Raw genomic sequence first — 21,947 nt, forward strand, 5'->3', positions numbered from 1 at the left:
ACCGGCGATCCCCGGCTCACCCGGATCCTGGATCCCGTTCTCGTTGGTGTCCTGCCACACCCGGTTACCGATCTGCAACGGCGCCTGATCACACAGGACTTCAATGTCGCCGATACCGCGGGCCTTACCGAAGCCCTGGTTCAGGTAGAGACCGCCGCTGTTGTTGGTCTCGTTGACACGGGCGCCAGTGGTGCGGTCGAGCCACTGCACGCCGTGCCCGGTGACCGGGTCCGCGATGGGGTCTTCCGCGACCATGGGCAAGGAGGTCTCTGCCTTGTCGAGGGCCACCGACCCCTCGGCGGTCTCGTTATGCCAGGCCACCCCGCCCGTTGCGGCAGTGGGGTAGTGGTCACCCGGGTAGAACTCGCGGACGTCCAGAGGCTGGAGTCCGCCGTTGTTGGCCAAGGTGGCGTTGTTCGTGCAGCCGCCGTTGCCGTCCAGGATGAACATGTGGTTCCCGCCGCGGCAGGCCCGGTTGATGTCACCGGCGTTGAACGCGGTCGTCGCCGGGAAGCCGGGGAAGCCGGGCAGGGCCCAGCCGGCGCGGTCAACGAAGCGGTCGGCGAAGCTGACGACCATGTCGCCGTTGGTCTCGAAGTCGATGTCGGACAGCTCCGGCTCCGGGTTCAGGATCATGCCGGGTGGACATGTGATGCCGTCCTGGGCCGCGGGCCGGATGTTGCTCCACGGGTACCAAGTGCGGGCGGTGCACGTGTCCGTCTTGGGTGGCACGTAACCGTAGTGGGGGTAGGTCAGTGGCTGGTCCATGACGGTACCGGTGAACTGGCCCGTGACCGGGTCAAAGGTGTACACGACCGCCCGCAGGTCGGCCTTGTTGCCGGTGGACTGGGCCGAGCAGACGCCGCCGACGTAGACCTTGCCGTCCTGGATGCCCAGACCAAAGGGACGCCAGTCACTGTTCGTGGCGCAGCCCGGGTCCGGGATGGAGTACGAGGCCTTCGGCGCGGACGCGGTGGACTGCATGGCGTCGTAGCGGTACAACCTGCGGTCGTGCAGGTTGACGACATACAGGTCCTTGCCGTCCGGGCTGATGTCGAGGTCACCGAGTGATTCTTTGCCCACCACCGGACCGAACGCCAGGTCCATGTTGGTGCCCGGGTCGTGGGCGGTGGCGCCAGGGTTGGGGACCTGGGTGAACAGCGCGGTGTTCCCGGTGGCCGGGTCGGTCCGGTAGATCGCGCCGGGACCGCCGGGGCCGTACTTGGTGCCCCTCTTGGCATACGCGGACGTGAAGAGCTGTTTGGTCACCTTGTTGTAGCCCAGGCCCCACATCGTGCCCGTATCGGCCTCGGTCGTCTGATCCTTGACCAGGCCAGGATTCGCGACAGCGTCTCCGCGCGTGTTGAACGCGAACGTCGACAGCGTTCGTTTGGTAGGCGGCGCCGCAGTGGGGATGTTGGCGTTCTGGCAGACGACAGCCAGGGTGGCGTTCTTCTGGCAGTAGTCCTCCGGGCTCCAGAACGAGGTCGTGACCTCCACGTTCTTCCCCGCGGACAGGTCGACGAACTCCACGTTCGACGACAGCACCGTCGGGTCGATCAGAGTCGTACGAGGCGAGGCCGCACCCGGGTAATACACCTTCGGATCCGGGTTCTTCGCCTCAATACGGTATTTACCACCGCTCAAGACCGTGCCCGGCGACAGCTTCACCGTGCCGTCCGCCTGCGTGACACCGGCCACCGACCGACCCGCGTCGTCGGTGAGTGTGACCGTCACACCGGCCCAGCCCGGCTCCAGCGCCTGATCCCACTTCCCGTTCGCATTCACCTCCCGCACCACACGAATCGTCGCCGTACCATCCCCCGCATCGGCGGACGCCGGCGCCACCGCCGCGAAGAACCCCGCCGCCCCCATCGACATCGATAACGCCGCAGATAATCCCAAAGACATACCACCGGCCCAACGCCGGCGCTGCCGTTGTTCCATTACCGAACCCTTCGCTCAATTGCAGGTGAGGCGATCCTTTATCAGGATCAGACACATGCGTAAAGATCTGCACGGTTCTTCGATGTGACGAACCGATGAACCGAATGAGTGATGCTTCTCAGGAATCCTGGGAGTTCGTTTCGCACACCGCTCTCAGACAGGACCGCGCGAACCGACTTTCAGACAAAGCGATTACCGGACACAAACGTCCCGCATGATGACTTCGGCGTATTCCGCAGACCAGCTGTCAAACCCATGCACCAGCGCACGACTCGTCAGCATCACCGGAGTTCACAACCCCGTCTCCGGGGCCTACATCCCCTCCGGGCGCGGAAAGAGGGGGTGGGCGAAGAAGGGGGCAGCAGCCGGCGGCGGGTCGCTGGTGTCCGCTCAGGCTCCCGTCGAAACTGACCGGATGACAGATTCACCGCAGTACATGGCCCAGCTCTGGATGGAGAACACGTGGCTGAACGTGCACAGCATGGGGCCGGGCGGCATGTTGGATCCGGACCGCAACGAACTCGTCCACCTGGACTTGTTCGAGCCATCGTCCATCCACGACCTGGAACGTCTGGTCACCGCGATCCTGACCGCGCATGCGGACAAGCCGATGGGTGTCGTCGCCGGCGACGGCGCCGGCAGCGAATACCTCTTCGGGCCGGGTCAAGTCGGCCCCTTCCGCTTCGTCCAGCGGGACTAGACAGCCCGCGATCATCTCGGCGAGACCAGTGATGTGTTCACCGTGCAGGACTGGGGCCGACTGGTCGGCGACCCTCGTGACACGTTCTTCCTCCCGCACCACGGCAATCCAGCCATCAGCGGACCCCGGTCCCACCCGACCCTGCCCAGACGGACGGCCTACTTCAGCGGCTGACCCACCCGGGCCAGAAACGATGAAATCCATCCGGCCACCTCCGGAGAGGACACGGTGAACGGCGGCTGCTCCAACCCAGAAGTATGTCGGGCACGTTGTTCTCCGCACCCGGCAGGTGCCCACCGTGCCGCTGTGGTCGTTGGGTCCGTCGCCCTCCCCCCGGACGACGGACCCAACGCATGGGGTGCTCTGCTCAGCCACCCCTCTCCCCCGGGTCCAACACTGCCCCGTCATCTGTTCAACAATGCATGAGTCACCGCAAGTTGACGGCTATTTGCCGGGTGGGCAAGAGGCGACGGCACACCATCAGGGATGGCTCGACACCGTTACTTCCTTCACCTCGCCCGGTGTGGAACCCGTGGGCGTGATCCGTACGTGCCGTGCGTTGACGGGCCTGCCCTCGTAGGACACCCAACGCGCGCCGTCCGTCGACGTCTCCAGGCGGTACTCGGCCGTGCCGGTCACCCGGATTCGTGAGATACGCACCGATCGGCCGAGGTCCACGGTGAGGGACCCCCCGGCCTGCTCCGGACGCCACGCCGTGGCCGCGTCGCCGTCCACCGCCGCCTCTGCGTACAGTCCTGGTTCCTCCGAAGTGGCTGTTACCGGACGGCAGCGCGCCAGGTCAGAGGTCGGAGCAAGGTCCGGCCGCCTGGTCTTGAGCGAGACGGGGGCATTCTTGGCGAGGGCGAAGCGTCCCTGGGGGGAGTCGATGGTGAAGGGTGCTCCGGCCACCAGCCGTACGGTCGTCGTGGTCGGGCCGATCTCGACGTCGTAGGTGCGCCCGCGCCACCGCAGCCCCGACACCCGCACGCCTTGGGGCGCCAGCTGCGGCGGCAGCGTCGGATCCAAGTGCACGAAGTCGTCATCACGCAGCCGAAGTCCCGTCAGCCCGTGTGTGAAGACCTGCAGAAAACCGCCCTTGCCGGTGAGGAAGTCCTGGGCCGGGGAGCCCGCGAGCGCGTCGCCTGCACCGGCCTTGCTGCCGCGTGCCTCGGAGAACAGCGCGAAGGGGTCGCGGAAGAAGGGGCGCGCCGCACGCTGCAAGAAGGTGTACGTGGCGCAGCCGGGTTCGCCCAGTGCGGCGGCGTCGATGGCATGCACCGAGTCCGTCATGGCCGGGCCGTCGGGGTCGGTGCGCTCGGTGTAGTAGTCGAGGGTCGCGGCTGCGGCACCAGCGGGCATGGGCCACTCCAGCGGGTAGATCAGCAAGACGGTGTCGGCCTGTTTGATCTGCGAGCCGTCGTAACCCGCGTACTGCAGGAAGACCTTGCGCCGGGGATCGTAGGGGATGCGGAGTGTGTCGGCGGTCCGGCGCCAGGTGGCGATGGGTACGTCCGTCGCATGGAGCACCTCAGCCGCCCTGGCGGCGGCACGCAGCGCGGTCGCGGCGACAGCGTTGGTGTAGACGCCGTCGGTCACACCGTTGCTGTACTCGTCGGGGCCCGCGACGCCCTTGACGGAGTTCGAGTGGTCAGGGTTTGCCGTCACGCGCGAGGCCCAGTACTCGGCCAGACCGCGCAGCAGCGGCCAGCCGCGCGATTGCAGCCAGGCGCGGTCGCCGGTGGCCAGGTAGTACTGCCAGACGGCGAGCGCGATATCGCCCTGGAGGTGGTCCTGTGTGACGCAGTGCGGTGGATTCCAGCTCTGGCACTCGTTCCACAACCGTCCCCGGCTCGCGCTCGTCCAGGGGAAGAAGAGGCCCTGCATGGATGTCCGGCGGGCGTTGTCGGCGGCGGCGTCGCGTGTGCGGTAGCGGTACTCGAGGACCGAGCGGGCGATGTCCGGGTCGGTCGCCAGCAAGGCGGGGAACATCCATGTCTCAGCGTCCCAGAACACCATCCCCGCATAGTCGTCGCTGGTCAGGCCGGCGGGGGCGGCGCTGTCGCGGGTGCCGGGGCGTAACGCCGACAGCAGGCCGTAGCGTGCGGCACGGACCCACAACTGCAGGTCTGGACGGCCCGGCACCTCGACGTCCGACGCCCACAGTGCCCGCCACGCCGCCATGTGCGCGGCACGCAACGTGTGCCAGCCGAGCCGGGCAGCCCGCCGCGCCGCGGCCCGAGCCGCCTCACCCGGGGCACTGGAGGTGAGCGAAGTGTCCACGCCGATGTACTTGGTGACCTCGTACGTATGACCCGCGCATACCCGGAGCCCCGCTGTCTGACGGGCACTCAGCGGGTCGGAGGCCCCTGGCGCGCCCACCCGGCCAGGGGCGTGCAGGACAGTGGCGACAGCACCGGTCACGCCGGTGCCTTCGGTCCGGAAGGCGACCTCGATGCCGTGTCCGCGCCCCCTGTTCTGGGCTTCGGCGTCCACCGGGGTGATCCGGCGCGCGCCGCGCCCGTCGATACGGTCGGTCACGGCGAGCGCGCCGCTCCAGTGGGGAGACAGGGTCAGATGGACAGCGGCGACGTGGGGGTCGGCACGGTCGGCAAGCACCTCGTACGTCAGGTCGGTCGTGCGGCCGTCCGAAGCCGTCCAGGTCAGGGAGATGCGCACCAGGCCGCAGCGCAGCAGCAGGGTCTGCCGGTAGGAGGTGACGCGGCTCTGGGGTCCGTAAGTCTCTCCGCCCTCTGTGCTGTCCTGGTCCTCGGCGGGGAGGGTGACGTCCAGGCCGGTCCAGGTCGGCAGCGCGGCGATCGCATCGCGACCTGCGGTGTTCTCCGGGCCGCGGCCGTAAAGTCCGGCGACGAACGCTCCGTCGTAACGGGGGGTGTAAAGGGGCCAGCCGGTTTTGCCGCCGGGTGCCGCGTAACCTGCGCCGGCCGGCGGAACTCGGGCGCCGAGATAGCCATTGCCTACGTACGCGTGGTAGGCGTTGCCCGGGTCGATGCGTGTCGTGGTCGGTGACCATGTGGGGTCCTGTGGGGCGCAACCACCCGAGGCCGTGGGGCCGGATCTCTGTAGGGCCGCCTGCTGGAGGACCGCATGCGCCGGGGACAAATCGACGAGACCGAGCAGCACTGCCGCTGCGGTTAAACCGGCGGCGAACGGGCGGGGCATGCGCTTGCGGATATGTTGGGGGTACATCATCCGACTATGTCAGTAATGGATTCAGGGTGTCGTTTCCACAGCCGAGCCTGTCCCACGGATGGACGACATCATCCGGGGTCTCCTTCCGTGGGACGTAAAGCCCCGGCGGACTAGGGGCGTTGGCCGACGTTCCAGGGATCCAGAACAGTGGACGCACGGACGGCATGCCGTCGGTACGGAGGACGATGAGCCTGGTCACCGCTCCCACGAGCGTCGCTGTGCCCCGATACCACCAACGCACCGTCCCCCAGCCCAGTCTTGGACGGCGCAACGACCATCTTGGCAACAGTTGTCCTTGCTTCGATATTCCACTGGCGTCCCGACCCGGTTCCCATGTGCGGGATGCGCCGATGCCCGCCTTCCGGGTCGGAAAGGATCCCGAAGACACCATGTCGAAAGTGCGATCAGTTCACGAACATGCAGGAGCGAGAATTCTGACCATACCAATTTGTCGCTACATGGAGTGAACGGATGTGACGGGGAGATTGCCCGGTTAACGTCGAGGTATGAGGCGGGCATCAGAGCGCGAACCATCTATCATCTGGAGTTTCCATGAGGGCCGCCAACGTCGTCGCCAGGCAGTTGACCGTGCCACTGGCCCTGGGTCTGGTGCTCACCGCGGCCGATGCGTCGGTCGCCTCGGCCATGGCTGCCAAGCCGGCCGACGAACAGTCCGCGTCGGCCCGTCTCATCACCCTGACCAACACTGACAACGGCCGGACAGTCCGGGTGTCCTCCGGGGACGAGATTCGGGTTCGCCTCACCGGCTACAACCAGCAAGGCATCACATGGACCTGGAGTGAGCCGGAAGCCTCGGCGCCGGATAACCTCAAGCGCATCGCGGGCAGTGAGACACCCACGGGGGATGCGACGGCGGTTTTCCGCGCAACTCGGGTGGGTCAGATCCAGATCGTCTCGCAGGGAAGCTGCACCGCCGATCCCGGGCAGATGTGCCCCTCCACCATTCTTCCGTGGAAGGCCACGATCAAGGTGGTGCAGTGACGTCCCAGGCGCGTCCCTTCATGCGCTCGGCCTCGGGGGTGCCGCAGGTTGTGTCCGGGGCCGACCACCGCCGCCGGATCCGGCTCGAACGCCCGAGCGCGCGGGTGGTGGAAGCGGTCGTGTACGAGATGCCGCGGGGAACGTCCACCGCTTCAGGTCCTTCAGGAAGGTCTCCGGAGCTGCCCAGCTCATCAGGGGGCGCCCCTATGGGTTCCCTCAAACCCATAGGGGCGCGTCAGGATCACACCTCGATGCGGACGGCTCGGACTCTTTCCCTGGACCCATGGGTGGTGCTAGAGCACATGGGTAGTGACTGAGGACGTGTTGTTGCCCGGGACGGGGTCGGTGTCTTTTCCGCGCACTGTGGCGGTGTTGTCCAGGGTGGGGGCTGGAGCAGTGCCGGTCACGAGGACGGTGGTGCTCGCGCCTACCGCGAGGCCGCTGCCCGTGCAGGACAGGTGCGAGCCGGTGACGGTGCATCCCTGGCTCGAGGCTCTGGGGTTGGCCAGTGCCCTCGGCAGCGTGTCCTCGACTGTCCAACCCGACGAAGCGTCCGGCCCCTTGTTGGTGACGGTGATCTTGTAGGTGACCGCGGCACCCGCGGGGACGCTGGCGGGACCGGTCTTGGTGATCTGCAGATCGGCCCTGGGCTGTGGCATGGAGCATGCGGTCGCGTCATTGGAGGTGGCAGGTCGCGCCGAGGCCTGCCTGGCCACCACCTTGAAGGCGGGTGTGGCGCTGCCGGGGTTGGCGACTGCGACATGGATGAGGACGCCCTTGTTGTCGAGGAGCCCCAGATCACCGTTCCCGTAGGTGAAAGCGCCACCGTATCCGGAAGTGGTAGCCAAAGCCTTCATGGCGAAATTGGTCACCACTCCCGTTGTGGGACTGATGCGCTGAATGGTGCCGTTCGAGGCAGCGCCCCACAGGTAGCCTCCCGAGTAAGTGAAGTCCGCCATACCTGGAAGGACCCGGGAGGAGAGGCGGATTCTGCCCAGGACAGTCCGCGTACTCACATTGACGCGGTACATCGTGGTCGCGCTGGCATCGGGATTCATCACATAGTAGTCACCTGTGGGATCGAACGCGCCTACGACGTAGTATCCCCGTGCTGGGGCCGGAAGGCCTGTGACGGGCCCTAAGTCCGTGACCGCGCCCTTGTTGTCGATCCGAACGAGTCGATTGGAACCCCGGATACCGAAGATATACCTCGTCTTCGGGTCCACGCCGATGGCGTTGTAGCCCGCAACGGCGGGACCGAGCGGCGCAAAGGAGATCGTGCCCGTGCCGGCGGTGCCCGTGTAGAGCCTCACCTGAGCACCGCCAGCCGCTTGGAAGACCTGTTCGTTACAGGTGAATCCGTCCTGAGGCGCCGCCGTGGCGTGGGGTGCGTTCAGCAGTCCCAGCACTGCGCTGCTCGCCAAGCCACCGACCAGGAGCAGGCCTGCACGCAGGCGAAGGCTCATGAGACCACTAGTCATCTGCCGGGCCACCTTTCATCTTCTCCGCCGTCCCGTCCTCCCTTGGACGGGCTCGCGAGTAAGACCCCCTTATCCCTCTTGTGTGACGAGCGGATCATGTAAATGAGTGAAGTCCTGCCGAGGCATACGGAAATCCGTTGCCGCGTCCGTCATCATGGACAGCGTCGCCCCTCTATATGTACGGGTTCGAGCTCGGGGACGGTGTTCACGGTAAGTCGCCTTTCCTTGGCCTCTGGCCCTTTGCCAGCGGGTGGGTGCACCAGTGCCGCTGGAGCTGTTGGGCCCGTTGCCTCCCCCTGTGGGCGACGGGCCCAACGTGAAAGCCGAATCCTTCGCGGGCGCGCCCGCGCTACGTCGTAGCCGTAGAGATGTTCAGCCCGGCACCGGACAGCTCCGCGTCACCGCAGCACGCGCGGCGACAGGTCACCGGCCGCAATCCAATGGCCGCCACACCACGTGGTTCGGCCGCACGGGCCCGGGCCCGCCACCACGCCAACCAGCCATCATTCGCCATAGGTTGACGGCAGTGCGCCTCACGTACCGCGGGCGGCGTCCCAGAACGGGTTCATGATGAGCGGAGGCTGAAGCCTGCCGGCGACTGACGTCTTCCGTCTTCCAGGCCGCCGAGACGGGACGAGTGGACGAGCAGCGGCCCTGCTGCCGCAGGCCGAATTCGGCATCGAGTCCCGTGAGGGCAAATATTCGCATCAGGGAGGGCGCCTTCACCCCCGACAGAACGAACTCCGTCCCGGCCTGCACAGCAGTGTCCCTGGCCGCCGCCAGGGCCGTGACTCCGGTCAGGTCGCAGAACGACACCCCGGACACATCCACCACGAGAAGGGCGGGCCGCTGATCAAGGCACTCCACCAGAACGGTGTTGAGTTTCTCGCCCGTATACAGGTCCAGTTCACCGAAGACCCCCACCGAGGCCACCTCGCCGCTGCGAGAGACCAAGGTGGTGATCCCTCCGGCACCGCTCATCTTGCGTCTCCTTCACCAGAGGTGACGAGCATGCTGCTGAACCGCGCCGTTTTGGTAGGTCGTGCGACGGTACAGATGCGTCTGTCCATATTGGTTGCGTACCCTCACAGATGGGCCCCTCCCGGATTTGGCGCCACGAAAACCGTGATATGCATCTCGTGAAAATTTTAGTCAAATCACCGCAGGATCAGGGGTGACAACTTTTGCAGTGGCAGTTGACCTCATCGGCGCCGAGTTGACTGAGCCCAACCGTATCTTCTGCGAACTGACGTCCTGTACGCGTCATTCTCGGTCACTTAATCCGTCCTTCATATGAAGGCAGTGCTTGCCGAGTCCAGGCGTCGGAGGATCGCCTCCGCGGTGACCTGCCCTGCAAGTGGAGGGCGGGAGAGGTTTTACCGGGAGACCGATGACGGGCGACATGTGGCGCGACTGCATGCGAGCGCCTGTCGCACTCGTAATGCTGCTGATCAGCCCGATCGCAGCGCCTCAGGTTCCTGCAGCAGCCGCACCACCAGGCGGAGCGGCGCCTCCCGCAGTTGCGACACGGTGGATGAGCTGTCTCCCGGTCACTCCCGTTGTACGAGCTGAACCTGTCCGGGAAGGTCTACTGGCCCGGTGGCGGCGCCGTAGAACTCGGCGTACGCACCGGGCAGGACCTCTCGTCGGTCAAAGCGGCTTCCGGTCGCGATCCTCAACGGCGCGCACGACGGCCAACCCTCCACCTTCTTCAAGCGCTCGCCCACCTGAGCGACCAGGGCGAGGCCGACACCGGAATGTCCGGCAGGCCCACCGCGGCACAGCACAATGCCAACGTCCGCGCGCTCATGACCTCCTGGCGCACCGGCTTCACCCACCTCGAGCACATCTACGTCGTGCAGATCCGCCAACACTGCGCCGCGCTCCACAGTGCCGCCGTTCAGGAAGTGCAGCGCCGGTTCTCCGGGATCCCGGGCACCTCGGTCATGTCCACCGTGGGCCTGGACGGCCACAACGGCTGTCACTACACCTATGACAAGGGGTACCGGCAGTTTGCCGACTGGCTCGCCCTCCCCATTCGGCGAGACCTCTACGGCGCCCACCTCACCACACCTGCGGATCCGCCCAACCCCGCGCGTGCGATCTGGAACGACGCCGCACACACCAGCGTCCGCATCAGTCTCGCCGACCCCGCCCAGCGGCTGCGCTTCGACGCCGGGACCCAGCCGGACTTCACGCTCTACGGCACCGAGCCGAAAGTGGCCCAAGTCTCCAGCGGCACGGAGTACTTGGTCCTCGCCCTCGCAGGCCCGGGCACCAAGCTCACCGGCATCACCTGCTTCGGACACAAGGTTGACCGACGCGCCGGGCACGGTAACCAGGACGCCTTCGGCCCGCACTCCTACCCAGAGTGGAGTGCGGGCCGAAGCATCTCCATGCGCGGCGGGGTACGCATGGGCCGGTGATGCCGGCTGGTGGGGCCCGCACTGATGAGTGAACTTACGGGGGTCAGCGCGGGCCCCACAGAAGAAACGATCCGTTGCCGGAAGGGTCACGGCCGACCCTCGGCCGGATCTCCGTCGCCGGCACCGTGACCGCCGAACGCGCGGCCCGCAATGGGCGCGGCTTCCTAAAAGGGATTCAGAAACGCTTTCCAGCCATGGCTAAATTCCACTTCACGCGGCCCGGTGGCGTAACAATTCCTGAGTCGTGATCTTCGTCACCACTCCTCACGGGGCACCAACCCAAAGTTCACGCAAGGCAGTTGTTAGCATGTGGCGGTTCAATTGCGAGGTATCTTTAGAAAGAGCGCTGTCCATGTCCATATCTTCGCGGCATAGCCGCTTAGAGGCCCTGGGGGCATTTCTGCCGCCCACCGTCCAGTCCACCCCGGAACTGGTTGCCCGGGTGGCCGGGGCCCCCGAGTTCGATCTGCACCGCATCACGGGAGTGGCCGAACGCCGGGTCTACGACCCGCGGCCCGAGGCTGGTGAGGACAGTTACGGACTGGCGCTCAAAGCCGCCCAGGACTGTCTGGACAAGTCCCGCCACCGGGCGTCGGACCTGGACGTGATCATCAACGCGTCGATCACACGCTTCAAGGACGGAACGCGCTTCTACTTCGAGCCCTCCTTCGCCCGGATGCTCGCCACGGAACTCGGGCTCCGCGCGAGTGCCGTGACATTCGACATCTCCAACGCCTGCGCCGGGATGCTCACCGGCATCCACTTACTGGACCGGATGATCCGGGCCGGAGTCGTCCGCAACGGCATGGTGGTGAGCGGCGAGCAGAACACCCGGGTGGCCGAGACGGCGGCAGCCGAGATCACCGACTCGTACGACCCGCAGTTTGCGTCCCTGTCGGTCGGCGACGCGGCCGTGGCCGTCATCCTGGACGAGTCCAAGGACGAGGCGGACCGGATCCACTACGTGGATCTGATGACGTGCTCCGAGTACTCCCACCTGTGCATGGGCATGCCGAGCGACCGGACCGAGGGCATCGCCCTGTACACGGACAACAAGAAGATGCACAAGCAGGACAGGCTGCGCCTGTGGCCCACCTTCCACGGGGACCTGCTGGCCAAGCAGGGCCGCACGTTCGCGGACGAGGGCTTCGACTACATCGTCCAGCATCAGGTCGGCACACGGTTCGTGGAGTACGTCAATGCCGTCGGCGAGGCCGAGTTCGGTACGCCGATGCCCCAGTCGCTGTCCGTGGTGGAGGAGTTCGGCAACACCGCCTCCACCTCCCACCTCCTGGTGCTGCGCCAGCATCTTCGCGCCGGTACGGCCCGCCAGGGAGCCAAGTACCTGCTGGTGCCCGCCGCTTCCGGTGTGGTGACCGGGGCCCTGTCCGCAACGATCTCCAATCTGGGGGTGTGACCATGAGCGTCGTTGTCACGGCGGCCCGCACCGCCCTGCCCCTTCCGGACGAGACCGCCGCCTCGTCCGTCCGTCTTGCCTCCCGGGCCGCCCGGGACTGCCTTGCGGACGCCGGGCTGGCGCCCGACGCCGTCGGCGTGCTGATCAACACCGGGGTCTACCGTGAGTCCAACACCTTCGAGCCGGCTCTCGCCGCGCTGGTCCAGAAGGAAGTAGGCATCAACCTCGACTACCTGGCCGCTCCCGTTCCCGTCGCCGGTTTCTCCTGCGACCTCATGAACGGCGCGTGCGGCGTCCTCAACGCCGTCCAGGTGGCCCAGGCTCTGCTGGTGACCGGCTCCACCGATCGTGTGCTGATCACCGCCGCGGACGTCCACCCCGCCGGCCGCGCGGCGGACGACCCCGCCTACCCCTACGCCGACTTGGGCGCCGCCCTGCTGCTGGAGCGCGGCACCGAACCGAGCGTCGGTTTCGGCCCGGTGTCGCTGCGCGGCACCGATGACCAGGACGGCTCGTCGAGCGTCCGCGGCTATCTGGAGACCGCGGGCATGGGCGCCGAAGGCCGCGGCCGGATCACCGTCGAGCGAGAGCCGCAGGCCGTGCGGACGGAGCGACTGGTCGCTCTCGCGGCCGACACCGTCAGCGACTACGCCCGGGACGAAGGCCTCCGCCTGGAGCGGACGTTTCTGGTGTGCACTCCCGCCGCGCCCGGTTTCGCCGACCGGCTCGCCGGGCGGCTGGGGCTGGACCCGCAGTCCGTTCTGGCTCCGGGCACCCCCGGCGCGGGTGGTGGCGAGCCCCTCACGGCCGCCCCCGTGCTCGGGTATGTGAATGCCCTGGAGCAGGGACTGCCGCCCGGCAAGGACCAGTTGCTGCTGGTCGCCGCGGGCTCCGGGCCGAGCGTGGCCTGTGCCGCCTACCGGCCGCAGGGCTGATGATGAGAACAGGCATCAGCACGGCCGGCGGTCTCGCCGCGCACCTGGAAGACAACGCACGCGCCTTCCCGGCCAAGACAGCGATCATCCACCCGGACGGCCGGGAGCGCGACGGCCGGATCCGCTACCGGGAAGTGGACTACGCCACCCTTCAGAACCAGGTCGAACGGCTGGCCGCTGGGTTCGCTCGTACCGGAATCGGCAAGGGCACCCGTACGGTGCTGATGGCCGCGCCCGGACCCGACTTGTTCGCCATCGCGTTCGCGCTGTTCCGGCTCGGCGCCGTCCCCGTGATCGTCGATCCGGGCATGGGCATCCGGCGCATGCTCCACTGCTACCGCGCGGTGGGGGCCGAGGCGTTCATCGGTCCTGCCGCGGCACATGTGGCACGAGTGCTCGGCCGCCGTACGTTCGCCGGTGTCCGGATCAAGGTGACCCTGGGGCGCAGGCTGTTCTGGGGCGGGCAGACGCTGGACGCGCTGCGGGGCACCGCCTCGCAGCGCCCGCTGGAGACCAGTGCCGAGTCAGGAGAGGTTTCCGGTGAGGACCTGATGATGATCGGGTTCACCACCGGCTCCACCGGCCCGGCAAAGGGCGTGGAGTTCACCCACCGGATGGGTTCCGCGATGGCTCGCGAACTCCAGGACGCGCACGGCCGCACCCGGGACGACGTCTCGCTCGTCACCCTGCCCCTGTACGGCATGTTCGACCTGGTCTTCGGTTCCACACTGGTCCTGGCGCCGGTCGCCGCGGCCCGGGTCGCGGACGCCGACCCCGCGCTGCTGGTGGACGCGCTCACCCGGTTCGGCGTGACCACGATGTTCGCCTCACCCGCGCTGCTGCGCGTCCTCGCCCGGCACGTGAAGGGCTCGGCGCTGCCGCCCGCGCTGCGTTGCGTGGTGTCGGGCGGCGCGCCGGTACCGCCGGCTCTGGTCGCCGAGCTCCGTGCCGTCCTGAACGAGAAGGCCGAATTCCATGTAACCTACGGGGCCACTGAGGTGCTGCCGATCGCCTCCGTCGAATCCGCCGAGATCCTCCGGGAGACGGCTCCACTGGGCGCGCTCGGCGCCGGCACGTGCGTGGGCCGTCCCCTGGCCGGCCTCGACGTCCGGACGATCCCCGTCAGCGACGGCCCGGTGTCGGTGATGGCACCCGATGGCGGCCAGCCGTCCGGCGCGGTCGGTGAGATCGTCGTGGCCGGCGACGCGGTGAGCCCCGGCTACCACTGCAACCCGCGGGCGGACGCGCTGCACAAGGTCCGCGAGGAGGGTCGCGTCTGGCATCGCACCGGCGACCTCGGCTACCTGGACGGACACGGGCGCCTGTGGTTCTGCGGTCGAAAGAGCCAGCGGGTGCGCACAGCGGGCGGGGACCTGCACACCGTCGTCTGCGAAGGCGTGTTCAACGCCCACCCGCTGGTGCGGCGCAGCGCGCTCGTCGGTGTGGGGGCGGGCGACGGTGCCCCGGCGCACCCTGTCGTCTGCGTGGAGACCGAGGCGGGTGTGGACGAGGCACGGTGGCAGGCCATGCTGCCCGAACTGCGCGCCCTCGGTGAAGCACAGTCGGTGACGGCTGGGTTGCGCGATTTCCTGCGCCACCCCGCCTTCCCGGTCGACATCCGCCACAACGCCAAGATCGGCAGGGAGGAGTTGGCCGCCTGGGCCGCGCGTGAACTCGCCACGCACCAGGGCCGGTTACGGTCCTGGGCACTGCGCGCGATACCGCTGGCCGGATGGGCGTACCTGCTCTGCGGCACCGTCCACCCGTTCCAGGCACTGCCGTTGCGGGTCGTGTGGTGGATCGACGCGTTCCTGAGCGTGGTGGTGCACGCCGCACAGATCCCGGCCGCGCTGACGCACGGCCGGGCGGCAGGCCGATCCCGTGCCGCCACGGCCGGTCTCACCATGCTCTTCGGCGCCACCTGGTGGCGGACCCTGCCAACGGCCCGCCACACGGTCCGGCCGAAGGCGGAGGCGAAAGCGGGAAAGGGGACCGGTCCGTCATGAAGGTCCTGGTGACCGGAGCCTCCGGCTTCCTCGGCAGCCACCTCGTGGACCACTGCGTCCGCGCGGGCCACCAGGTACGTGCCCTCATACGGCCCGAGAGCGACAAGACGCGGTTGGACGGCATGTCCTGGGTGGAACCGGCGTACGGCGACCTCGCGGACGCCGCCTCGCTGCGTCAGGCGGTGGAGGGGGTTGACGTCGTCCTCCACGGGGCCGGCCGCGTGGTGGACTACGGCACCCACGCCCAGTTCTGGGACACGAACGTAGAGGGCACGCGGCGGCTGCTGGACGCCGCCGGCGGCGCGGGCGTACGGCGGTTCGTGTTCGTCAGCAGCCCCAGCGCCCTGATGCGGCCGGACGAGGGCGACCGCTACGACATCGACGAGTCCGTCCCGTACCCCGACCGCTGGCTCAACCTCTACTCCCAGACCAAGGCCGCCGCTGAGCAGCTCGTACGGGCCGCGAACCGGCCCGGGTTCACCACCTGCGCCCTGCGCCCGCGTGGTATCTGGGGGCCGCGCGACCGCTCCGGGTTCGTGCCCAAGCTGCTCGCGAAGATGCTGGACGGACGGCTGCCCGACCTGTCAGGCGGCAAGCGGGTGCTGGTGTCCCTGTGTCACTGCGACAACGCCGCCGCCGCCTGCCTGCGGGCGGCCGATGCCCCGGCCGAACGGATCGGCGGCAAGGCCTACTTCATCGCCGACGCGGAGCGGACGGACCTGTGGGCATTTCTCACCCACGTCGCGCAACTGTTCGGCGGCCGGCCGCCCACTCGCCGTGTCCCGGCACCGGTACTGGACGGCGCCGTCCGGACGGCGGAACTGCTGTGGCGGCTGCCACCGCTCGCCGCCCGCCGTGAACCGCCGCTCAGCCGGTACTCGATGGCGCTGCTCACCCGCTCCGCGACGTACGACACGGGCGCGGCGGCACGGGACCTGGGCTACGCACCGGTGGTCAGCCAGGAGACGGGGCTGCGGCAGCTGGCCGACTGGGTCGAATCGATCGGCGGGGCACGGGCGTTCGTCCGTTCCGTGGCGTGACGCCAACCGAAGGACATGGGAAAGACGATGGGAACCCAGACGAAGATCACCGGAACCGGCGAGCGCTTCCAGCGCCCGGTCTCGCCCAACGAATGGCTGTACCTCGCCTTCGAGCGGGCGACGGGCGCGCCGTTCGTCATCCAGCTCGTCGTCGAAGGGCGGGGCACGATCGCGCTCGGTGAGCTGCGGCGGGCCGTCGCCCGTGCCTCCGAAGCCGCTCCGGGCGCCCGGTCGGCCGTACGGGGCAGGCTCTGGGCGGACACCGGTCGAGCCCCGTCGGTCCGGCACGCGCCGGACCTGGACACGGCGTTGCGCGCTGCGCTGGACCCGGCAAGGGGGCGGAGCTGCGAGGTCGTCGTCGTCCGCGGAGGCACCGGGGGCGACGACACGCTGACGACACTGGCGTTCCGCTCCCATCACGCGGCGATGGACGGCCGGGGCCTGCTGAGCTGGACGCTGGACGTCTTCCGCGCGCTGCGCGGCGAGGAACCCGTCGGCGCGCCGTCCGACATGGACGAAGTGGCCCTGCTGAAGCAGCTCACCGAGGGTGCCGGTCACTCCGCCGCCCCCCGGCGACCCCGGCAGCGGGCCCGCTGGCGCTCCCCGCTGAGCGGACCGCGGGAAAACGGCGGGTCCCGTGCCCCGCACTGGGCGCGGCGCACCCTCGACGGCGTTCATCACGCACTCGTCGCTCGGATCGCCGCCGCCGTCACCGATCACGCGGGCACGCCGGCCCGGGTGATGGTGCCGGTGGACCTGCGCCGGCACCGTACCGACCTGCGGGCGAGCGGGAACCTCAGCCTGCCGGTCTTTCTGGAGGGAAGCCCCGATCGGCGATGGGAGGCATGGCAGGAGGAGCTTCTGCGCGCTCTGGCCGATGGAGCCGAACTCGCCGCAGGCGAGGAGCGGGACGCGGCCAGGCTGCCGCAGGGCGTACTGCGTCTGGTGGGCCGGGTGGCCTCGGCCGCTGCCGGCGCTCTCGATCGCCACCCCTGTACGGCCCTGGTCAGCCACCTCGGCCGCATCGATCCGGCCGACGTGTGCGCGCCCGGCTTCGAGGCGGACACCGCGTACTCCCTCCCCGTGCGGGTGCCGCTGGTGCCCGTCTCCTTCACAACGCTCGAATTCGGCCGCCACACCCAATTGGTGGTGTCGGCGGGTCGTGGCCAGAGCGTGGGCGCCGCCGCGTCGCTGCTGGACGCCGTGTGCGAGCAACTGGCGCCCGCCACCGGGGCGGTGCGTCTGAGCGGCGGCGCACGGTTGGATGTCACCGGGAGCACGACGTTGACCGCGCTCTTCCGCGAGCAGGCCCGACGCACCCCGGACGCCGTCGCGCTGACCTGTACGGCCGGTCGGGTAGATCCGGCCGGTACGGTGACGTACGCGGAACTGGACATGAGCTCCGACGCCGTGGCCGCATACCTGCGTGCTCGAGGCATCGGACCGGGTGCGGTCGTGGCCCTGCTCGACGGCCGCACCCCGGCGGTCATCGCCGCTCTCTGGGGCGTCCTGAAGACCGGCGCCGCCTACCTGCCGCTCGACCCCACACACCCGTCCGCCCGCATCGCCGCCGTGCTGGCCGACTCCGGTGCGGCCCTCTGCCTTGCGGGCGAGGCGTATCAGGCCGCCGTACCGGAGGACTCGTGCCCGGTCCTGACGCTGGAATCGCTGCCGCGGGACGGCGCCGAACCAGTGGACCGCGCGGACGATCCGGTGTCCCCTGATTCCGTCGCCTACGTCATCTACACCTCCGGCTCCACCGGAGCCCCCAAGGGCGTTGAGGTCCAGCACCGCGCGCTGACGGCCTACACGGGTTGGGCGCAGGAACGCTACGGAGTCGACGCGGCCACCCGGTTCGGCCTGTTCACCTCCCTCGCCTTCGACCTCACCGGCACCGCGCTCTTCCTTCCACTCCTGGCGGGCGGCAGCATCGTCCTGGAGCCGGGCGAGCCGGACCGGCACACTCTCACCGGGCTGCTGAACAGTTCTGGCGTCACCGCCCTCAAACTCACCCCCGCGCACCTGGACTTGATGACATCGTTGGGGGTGACAGTGCCGGGCGGGCGGATCCGGTCCGTGGTCGTCGGCGGCGAGCAACTGCGCGGCCCGGCGGCGGCGCGGGCACAGCGGCTGTTGGGGCCCGACTGCCGGATCTTCAACGAATACGGACCCACCGAGGCGGCCATCGGCTGCGTCGTCCACACCTACGATCCGGAACAGGACGCCGAACGCCCCGCCGTCCCCATCGGACTTCCCGTCCCGGGCACCGGCACCGTCCTTCTCGACGCCGACGGCCGCCCCGCCGTCGAGGGTGAACTCCACCTCACCGGCGCCCAGCTCGCCCGCGGCTACCTCGGCCGCCCCGACCTCGGCAGGGAACGCTTCGTCCGTCTCGCCGACGGCACCCGCGCCTATCGCACCGGCGACCTGGCCCGCCTCACCGCCGAGGGCGCTCTGGAGTTCCTCGGCCGCACCGACGACCAGCTCTCCGTCCGGGGATTCCGTATCGAACCCGGCGAGGTCGAAGCCGTGCTGGAGCGCCTTCCCGAGGTCACCCGTGCCGTCGTGACCACCCGTCCGGGCCCTGCGGGCGAACCGGTGCTGTGCGCGTACGTCACGGGGGCCTTCCGCGGCTCCCCGGACGGGGAGCAGATCCGCGCATACGCCGCCGGCCTTCTTCCCCCCTACCTCGTCCCCGCCGCCGTACGGGTCCTGGACGCCTTCCCCCTGACGGCGAACGGCAAGGTGGACCAGCGTGCCCTGCCGTCCCCCTTCGCGCGGGACCAGCACCCGGCGGGTGACGACGTGCCACCGGCAAGTCCCGAGTCCACCGGCATCGACCCGCTCACTGCCGCCGTGACCGACATCTGGTGCCGGTCCCTGGAGACGGACACCGGGAACATCGACCCCGGTGACGCCTTTCACCAGCTGGGGGGCGACTCTCTGACCCTGCTGCTCATGCTCAGCGACGTCGCCGCCGAGCTGGTGCACGCCGAACGCCGACAGGTGTTCCAGGCGGAACTTCGCGACCTGCTCCGCGACGTCACCGTGGAACGCGTCTGCGCCGCCGTCCGTACCGCGAACTCGGGAGCCTGAACATGATCTTCGTTGGCCGGGGCGCCCTCCTCCGCCGCGCCGTCGCCGCTGCCCGTGCCGCCGGGCACCGCGTGGACCTGATCTGCTCGGACGAGGAGGTGGGACCCGGTAGCGCGCCCTTCCTCCACGTCACCGACGTCAACACCGAGGCGGACCGCCTGACGGATTCGTGCACGGACGGCGTCGTCTGGTCCATCGACAACCGCATGATCTTCCGGGCTCCGCTGCTCGAATCGGGCCTGCGGATCTACAACATCCACAATGGCCTGCTCCCCCAGCACCGCGGCCTCGCATCCGCCGCCGTCCTGTTCGCCCTTCTGCACGGCCATCCCGAGTACGGCGCCACCCTGCATGAGGTGGACGCCGGCATCGACACCGGCACCGTCCTCGCAGAAGAGCGTTTCCCGATTCCCCCGGACACGCGCTACCACCAGCTTTTTCTGCGCAGCGTCCAGAACTGCCACCGCCTCTTCGAGCGCTGCCTCCCCGCCGTGGCCGCCGGCCGGTCCCTGCCCCCTCTTCCGAACCGCCGCGCCGCCCCGCCCGCCTACTACGGCATGCGTTCCCTGCGCACCCTCCCCGCGTATGCCGCCCACCCGGCCTTCGCCCGCGCAACCGACCTCGGCGTCACCGCTCCCTTCGTCCCGGAGGTGGCCACGGCACTGAGTCTCGAACCATCGGCCAGCGCTGAGGGCTGACTTCGCCTCACCTCCGTCTGTGCTCGACGTCGACGACAAGGTGACCGTCGACCACCTGCACCCGGAAGGGGAGTCTCGCTCGGACACCCAGTCCGAGCTGTGTCTCCCCTTCGAAGGAGCCCGCGTACCGGGCAGCCCGGAACGTGCGGTAGCCCGCCAGACGCACGCCCGGCAGGCCGTGGCCCGGCCTTGCCGGGTACGTGGCCTTCCCGGTGCCGACGTCGTAGGCAGGGGCACGGATCACGATCTCCAGGACGGCCCTGCCCGGGACCGGTATGGCCTGGCCCGAACCGGCCTGCACCAGTTGGCTGACGTACCGGGCCGAGTAGCCGATACTGCCTCCCTTTGCCCCGGGTACGTCGACAGCCACGCGGTCGTAGCAGTCGTGACGGCCCGTCCGGACGTTCGTCATCGGCATCGTGGTGTGAGCGGAGCGGACCTTGGCGAGGCTGCCCCAGCCGACCGGGCAGGCTGTGGCGTCTTCTCCCAGAGGCGCTGCGGCGGGCAAAGTGATTGCCCCTAAGGTGAAGCCTGCCAGTGCGCACATCACCTTTCGCACCTTGCGCACCTTCCGCTTCCCCGTGGTTCGCTCATCGGATCCCTCCTCACCGGTCCCCCTATGTCCGATATGGCCATGACAACATGAACACCCGATTAGATGCAAAAGATATGCAATAGATGAGACTGCGCTGTAACCTTCCGAGGCGTTTCGCTCTTCGGAAGCAGCTCCTAGGCCTTACGCACCGCCGGTCCACCCGATGGCTCCGGCGGAAGCCGCTCATCCCTGGCCCGGAGTCGGTACCACTGGTACCGTCAGTACCATGCCGGATGCCAAAGCTATGAACCTGCGCTTTCCGGACCCCGAGCAGCGGGCCGCCATCGCGGCTGCCGCCAAGCAGGAAGGGGTCAGCATGCAGGAGTACATCCTCTCGGCTGCCTATGCCCGGGCGACAGCCGTTGAGCAGCGTTTCCTGGATGCGTTCAAGCAGTCGATGAACCGCAGCGGCGAAGCCTTCGCGGCCGAGTCCAGCACCACGGATCCCAGTGCTGAGGCGCGGGCAGCCGAACAGCGCGCCCACCAGGAGCTCGCACACCGAGGTCGGGGCCACGCCGCGTGACCCAGCCCGAGTCGCACCCGCTGGACGTCACCTTCCTGCTGCACGCTGCCGAACTCCTCGACGGCGATCCCCAGGTCGACGACTACGGGCCGCTCTACGCCGCCGTCGCCCGCGTCAACGCCCGCGCCATGGAGCGCGCCATCTACGGATCTCTGCACCTCAAAGCGGCTGCGCTCCTGCACATCTTGGCAAAGCTGCCCTGTCTGGAACACTCCAACGAGGCCTTCGCCTGGCACGCCACCGAGGCCTACCTGATTCTCAACGGCCGCCGGCTCCACTACACGCCCAAGGCCGCTGTCGCCCTCGTACGCGACGCCGCCACCGGAACACTGGGCGTCGCCCGGATCGCCGGCCACCTGCACGACTTCACCGCCGACTGAGCCTACGCGTCCTCACCAGCGCCATCGCTCATCCCCCGAGCATGCACGACCGTCAGCCACCGTAAGTCGTCGTGGGCGCCGTTGCGTGCGCCTCGTTCAGGAACTGCTTCCAGCCGCCGGGGGGCTGCTGCCCGACCTCCAGGGTGCGCAGCTTGGCGAGCACCTCGGGCTTCTGCACGTCCATCCAGTCGACGAACTGCCGGAAGGAGACCAGCCGTACGTCGGCGCCCTTCTCCTTCTCGCGCGCGATGTGCTTGAAGGCCTCCTCGACGGAGTCCATGTAGATGCCGCCGTTCCAGTGCTCGAAGTGGTTGCCGATGAAGAAGGGGGCGCGGTTCGTCGTATAAGCCCGCTCGAAGCCGGTGATGTAGGCCTGAGCTGCCTGGACGCGCCAGGCCGGGTAGTTGTAGGCGGGCGCCTTGGTGGAGTTCACGGACTGGTTGGCGAGCATGTTGTAGTCCATCGAGAGCACCTCGAAGGAACGCCCGGGG

Annotated in this window: 16 protein-coding genes and 1 pseudogene; 11 read left to right on the forward strand and 6 right to left on the reverse strand. The window is 68.5% G+C overall.

Annotated elements, in window-relative coordinates:
• Positions 1-1,797, reverse strand: a 1,797-nt coding sequence (locus ACZ7HQ_RS42805; protein WP_471002365.1) for an SdrD B-like domain-containing protein, incomplete at its 3' end; no start/stop codon positions are given.
• Positions 1,798-2,362: 565 nt separating this feature from the next.
• Here ACZ7HQ_RS42805 and ACZ7HQ_RS42810 point away from each other — a divergent pair.
• Complete coding sequence (locus tag ACZ7HQ_RS42810; RefSeq protein WP_471002368.1) at positions 2,363-2,647, forward strand: hypothetical protein; 285 nt, start codon at positions 2,363-2,365, stop codon at positions 2,645-2,647.
• 480 nt (positions 2,648-3,127) lie between these two features.
• Here the strand turns inward: ACZ7HQ_RS42810 and ACZ7HQ_RS42815 are convergent, their stop codons facing one another.
• Positions 3,128-5,827, reverse strand: coding sequence for a discoidin domain-containing protein (locus ACZ7HQ_RS42815; protein WP_471002371.1), 2,700 nt, complete (start codon positions 5,825-5,827; stop codon positions 3,128-3,130).
• A 582-nt stretch (positions 5,828-6,409) separates the two neighbouring features.
• Between ACZ7HQ_RS42815 and ACZ7HQ_RS42820 the strand changes: the two genes are divergently transcribed.
• The gene (locus ACZ7HQ_RS42820) at positions 6,410-6,859 is read left to right on the forward strand and encodes a hypothetical protein (protein ID WP_471002374.1); all 450 of its coding nucleotides are present in this window, start codon (positions 6,410-6,412) and stop codon (positions 6,857-6,859) included.
• Positions 6,860-7,152: 293 nt separating this feature from the next.
• Here the strand turns inward: ACZ7HQ_RS42820 and ACZ7HQ_RS42825 are convergent, their stop codons facing one another.
• A complete protein-coding gene (locus tag ACZ7HQ_RS42825; RefSeq protein ID WP_471002377.1) occupies positions 7,153-8,325 on the reverse strand; it encodes a DUF6923 family protein in 1,173 nt (390 codons plus the stop codon).
• 438 nt (positions 8,326-8,763) lie between these two features.
• Entirely contained in the window at positions 8,764-9,321 is a 558-nt protein-coding gene (locus ACZ7HQ_RS42830) for an STAS domain-containing protein (protein WP_471002380.1), read from the reverse strand.
• Positions 9,322-9,899: 578 nt separating this feature from the next.
• Here ACZ7HQ_RS42830 and ACZ7HQ_RS42835 point away from each other — a divergent pair.
• The 7 genes from ACZ7HQ_RS42835 to ACZ7HQ_RS42865 all read left to right on the forward strand — a co-directional run bounded on the left by ACZ7HQ_RS42835 (position 9,900) and on the right by ACZ7HQ_RS42865 (position 19,958).
• Positions 9,900-10,766: a hypothetical protein gene (locus ACZ7HQ_RS42835; RefSeq protein ID WP_471002382.1), complete on the forward strand. Its 867-nt coding sequence runs from the start codon at positions 9,900-9,902 to the stop codon at positions 10,764-10,766.
• 352 nt (positions 10,767-11,118) lie between these two features.
• Positions 11,119-12,183, forward strand: a complete 1,065-nt coding sequence (locus tag ACZ7HQ_RS42840) for a 3-oxoacyl-ACP synthase III family protein (protein ID WP_471002385.1) — start codon at positions 11,119-11,121, stop codon at positions 12,181-12,183.
• Positions 12,184-12,185: 2 nt separating this feature from the next.
• Complete coding sequence (locus ACZ7HQ_RS42845) at positions 12,186-13,118, forward strand: hypothetical protein (protein ID WP_471002388.1); 933 nt, start codon at positions 12,186-12,188, stop codon at positions 13,116-13,118.
• A complete protein-coding gene (locus ACZ7HQ_RS42850) occupies positions 13,118-15,124 on the forward strand; it encodes a fatty acid CoA ligase family protein (protein ID WP_471002391.1) in 2,007 nt (668 codons plus the stop codon). The genes ACZ7HQ_RS42845 and ACZ7HQ_RS42850 overlap by 1 nt, the downstream gene beginning before the upstream one ends.
• Positions 15,121-16,164 carry an NAD-dependent epimerase/dehydratase family protein gene (locus tag ACZ7HQ_RS42855; RefSeq protein ID WP_471002394.1) on the forward strand — a complete coding sequence of 348 codons (1,044 nt, stop codon included), beginning with the start codon at positions 15,121-15,123 and terminating at the stop codon, positions 16,162-16,164. Before ACZ7HQ_RS42850 ends, ACZ7HQ_RS42855 begins: the two co-directional genes overlap by 4 nt.
• Before the next feature lie 27 nt (positions 16,165-16,191).
• The gene (locus ACZ7HQ_RS42860) at positions 16,192-19,260 is read left to right on the forward strand and encodes a non-ribosomal peptide synthetase (RefSeq protein ID WP_471002399.1); all 3,069 of its coding nucleotides are present in this window, start codon (positions 16,192-16,194) and stop codon (positions 19,258-19,260) included.
• Between the two features lie 2 nt (positions 19,261-19,262).
• On the forward strand, positions 19,263-19,958 hold the full coding sequence (locus ACZ7HQ_RS42865; protein ID WP_471002402.1) for a formyltransferase family protein: 696 nt from the start codon (positions 19,263-19,265) through the stop codon (positions 19,956-19,958).
• Between the two features lie 7 nt (positions 19,959-19,965).
• On the opposite strand, the gene ACZ7HQ_RS42870 is transcribed toward ACZ7HQ_RS42865, so the two are convergent.
• Positions 19,966-20,505 carry an AMIN-like domain-containing (lipo)protein gene (locus ACZ7HQ_RS42870; protein ID WP_471002405.1) on the reverse strand — a complete coding sequence of 180 codons (540 nt, stop codon included), beginning with the start codon at positions 20,503-20,505 and terminating at the stop codon, positions 19,966-19,968.
• 274 nt (positions 20,506-20,779) lie between these two features.
• Here ACZ7HQ_RS42870 and ACZ7HQ_RS42875 point away from each other — a divergent pair, with 274 nt between their 5' ends.
• The gene (locus ACZ7HQ_RS42875; RefSeq protein ID WP_471002408.1) at positions 20,780-21,076 is read left to right on the forward strand and encodes a type II toxin -antitoxin system TacA 1-like antitoxin; all 297 of its coding nucleotides are present in this window, start codon (positions 20,780-20,782) and stop codon (positions 21,074-21,076) included.
• On the forward strand, positions 21,073-21,456 hold the full coding sequence (locus ACZ7HQ_RS42880; RefSeq protein ID WP_471002411.1) for a fic family toxin-antitoxin system, toxin component: 384 nt from the start codon (positions 21,073-21,075) through the stop codon (positions 21,454-21,456). The genes ACZ7HQ_RS42875 and ACZ7HQ_RS42880 overlap by 4 nt, the downstream gene beginning before the upstream one ends.
• A 52-nt stretch (positions 21,457-21,508) precedes the next feature.
• Here ACZ7HQ_RS42880 and ACZ7HQ_RS42885 read toward each other — a convergent pair.
• Positions 21,509-21,947: pseudogene (locus ACZ7HQ_RS42885) on the reverse strand (hypothetical protein); the annotation flags it as partial.

The sequence above is a fragment of the Streptomyces sp. NPDC037290 genome, assembly GCF_055603245.1.

Coding starts and splice junctions, on each gene's coding strand:
- ACZ7HQ_RS42815 (WP_471002371.1), bottom strand. CDS start 5,827: ATGCCCCGCCCGTTCGCCGCCGGTTTAACCGCAGCGGCAGTGCTGCTC.
- ACZ7HQ_RS42870 (WP_471002405.1), bottom strand. CDS start 20,505: ATGTGCGCACTGGCAGGCTTCACCTTAGGGGCAATCACTTTGCCCGCC.
- ACZ7HQ_RS42875 (WP_471002408.1), top strand. CDS start 20,780: ATGCCGGATGCCAAAGCTATGAACCTGCGCTTTCCGGACCCCGAGCAG.
- ACZ7HQ_RS42830 (WP_471002380.1), bottom strand. CDS start 9,321: ATGAGCGGTGCCGGAGGGATCACCACCTTGGTCTCTCGCAGCGGCGAG.
- ACZ7HQ_RS42845 (WP_471002388.1), top strand. CDS start 12,186: ATGAGCGTCGTTGTCACGGCGGCCCGCACCGCCCTGCCCCTTCCGGAC.
- ACZ7HQ_RS42855 (WP_471002394.1), top strand. CDS start 15,121: ATGAAGGTCCTGGTGACCGGAGCCTCCGGCTTCCTCGGCAGCCACCTC.
- ACZ7HQ_RS42850 (WP_471002391.1), top strand. CDS start 13,118: ATGATGAGAACAGGCATCAGCACGGCCGGCGGTCTCGCCGCGCACCTG.
- ACZ7HQ_RS42840 (WP_471002385.1), top strand. CDS start 11,119: ATGTCCATATCTTCGCGGCATAGCCGCTTAGAGGCCCTGGGGGCATTT.
- ACZ7HQ_RS42860 (WP_471002399.1), top strand. CDS start 16,192: ATGGGAACCCAGACGAAGATCACCGGAACCGGCGAGCGCTTCCAGCGC.
- ACZ7HQ_RS42865 (WP_471002402.1), top strand. CDS start 19,263: ATGATCTTCGTTGGCCGGGGCGCCCTCCTCCGCCGCGCCGTCGCCGCT.
- ACZ7HQ_RS42810 (WP_471002368.1), top strand. CDS start 2,363: ATGACAGATTCACCGCAGTACATGGCCCAGCTCTGGATGGAGAACACG.
- ACZ7HQ_RS42825 (WP_471002377.1), bottom strand. CDS start 8,325: ATGAGCCTTCGCCTGCGTGCAGGCCTGCTCCTGGTCGGTGGCTTGGCG.
- ACZ7HQ_RS42820 (WP_471002374.1), top strand. CDS start 6,410: ATGAGGGCCGCCAACGTCGTCGCCAGGCAGTTGACCGTGCCACTGGCC.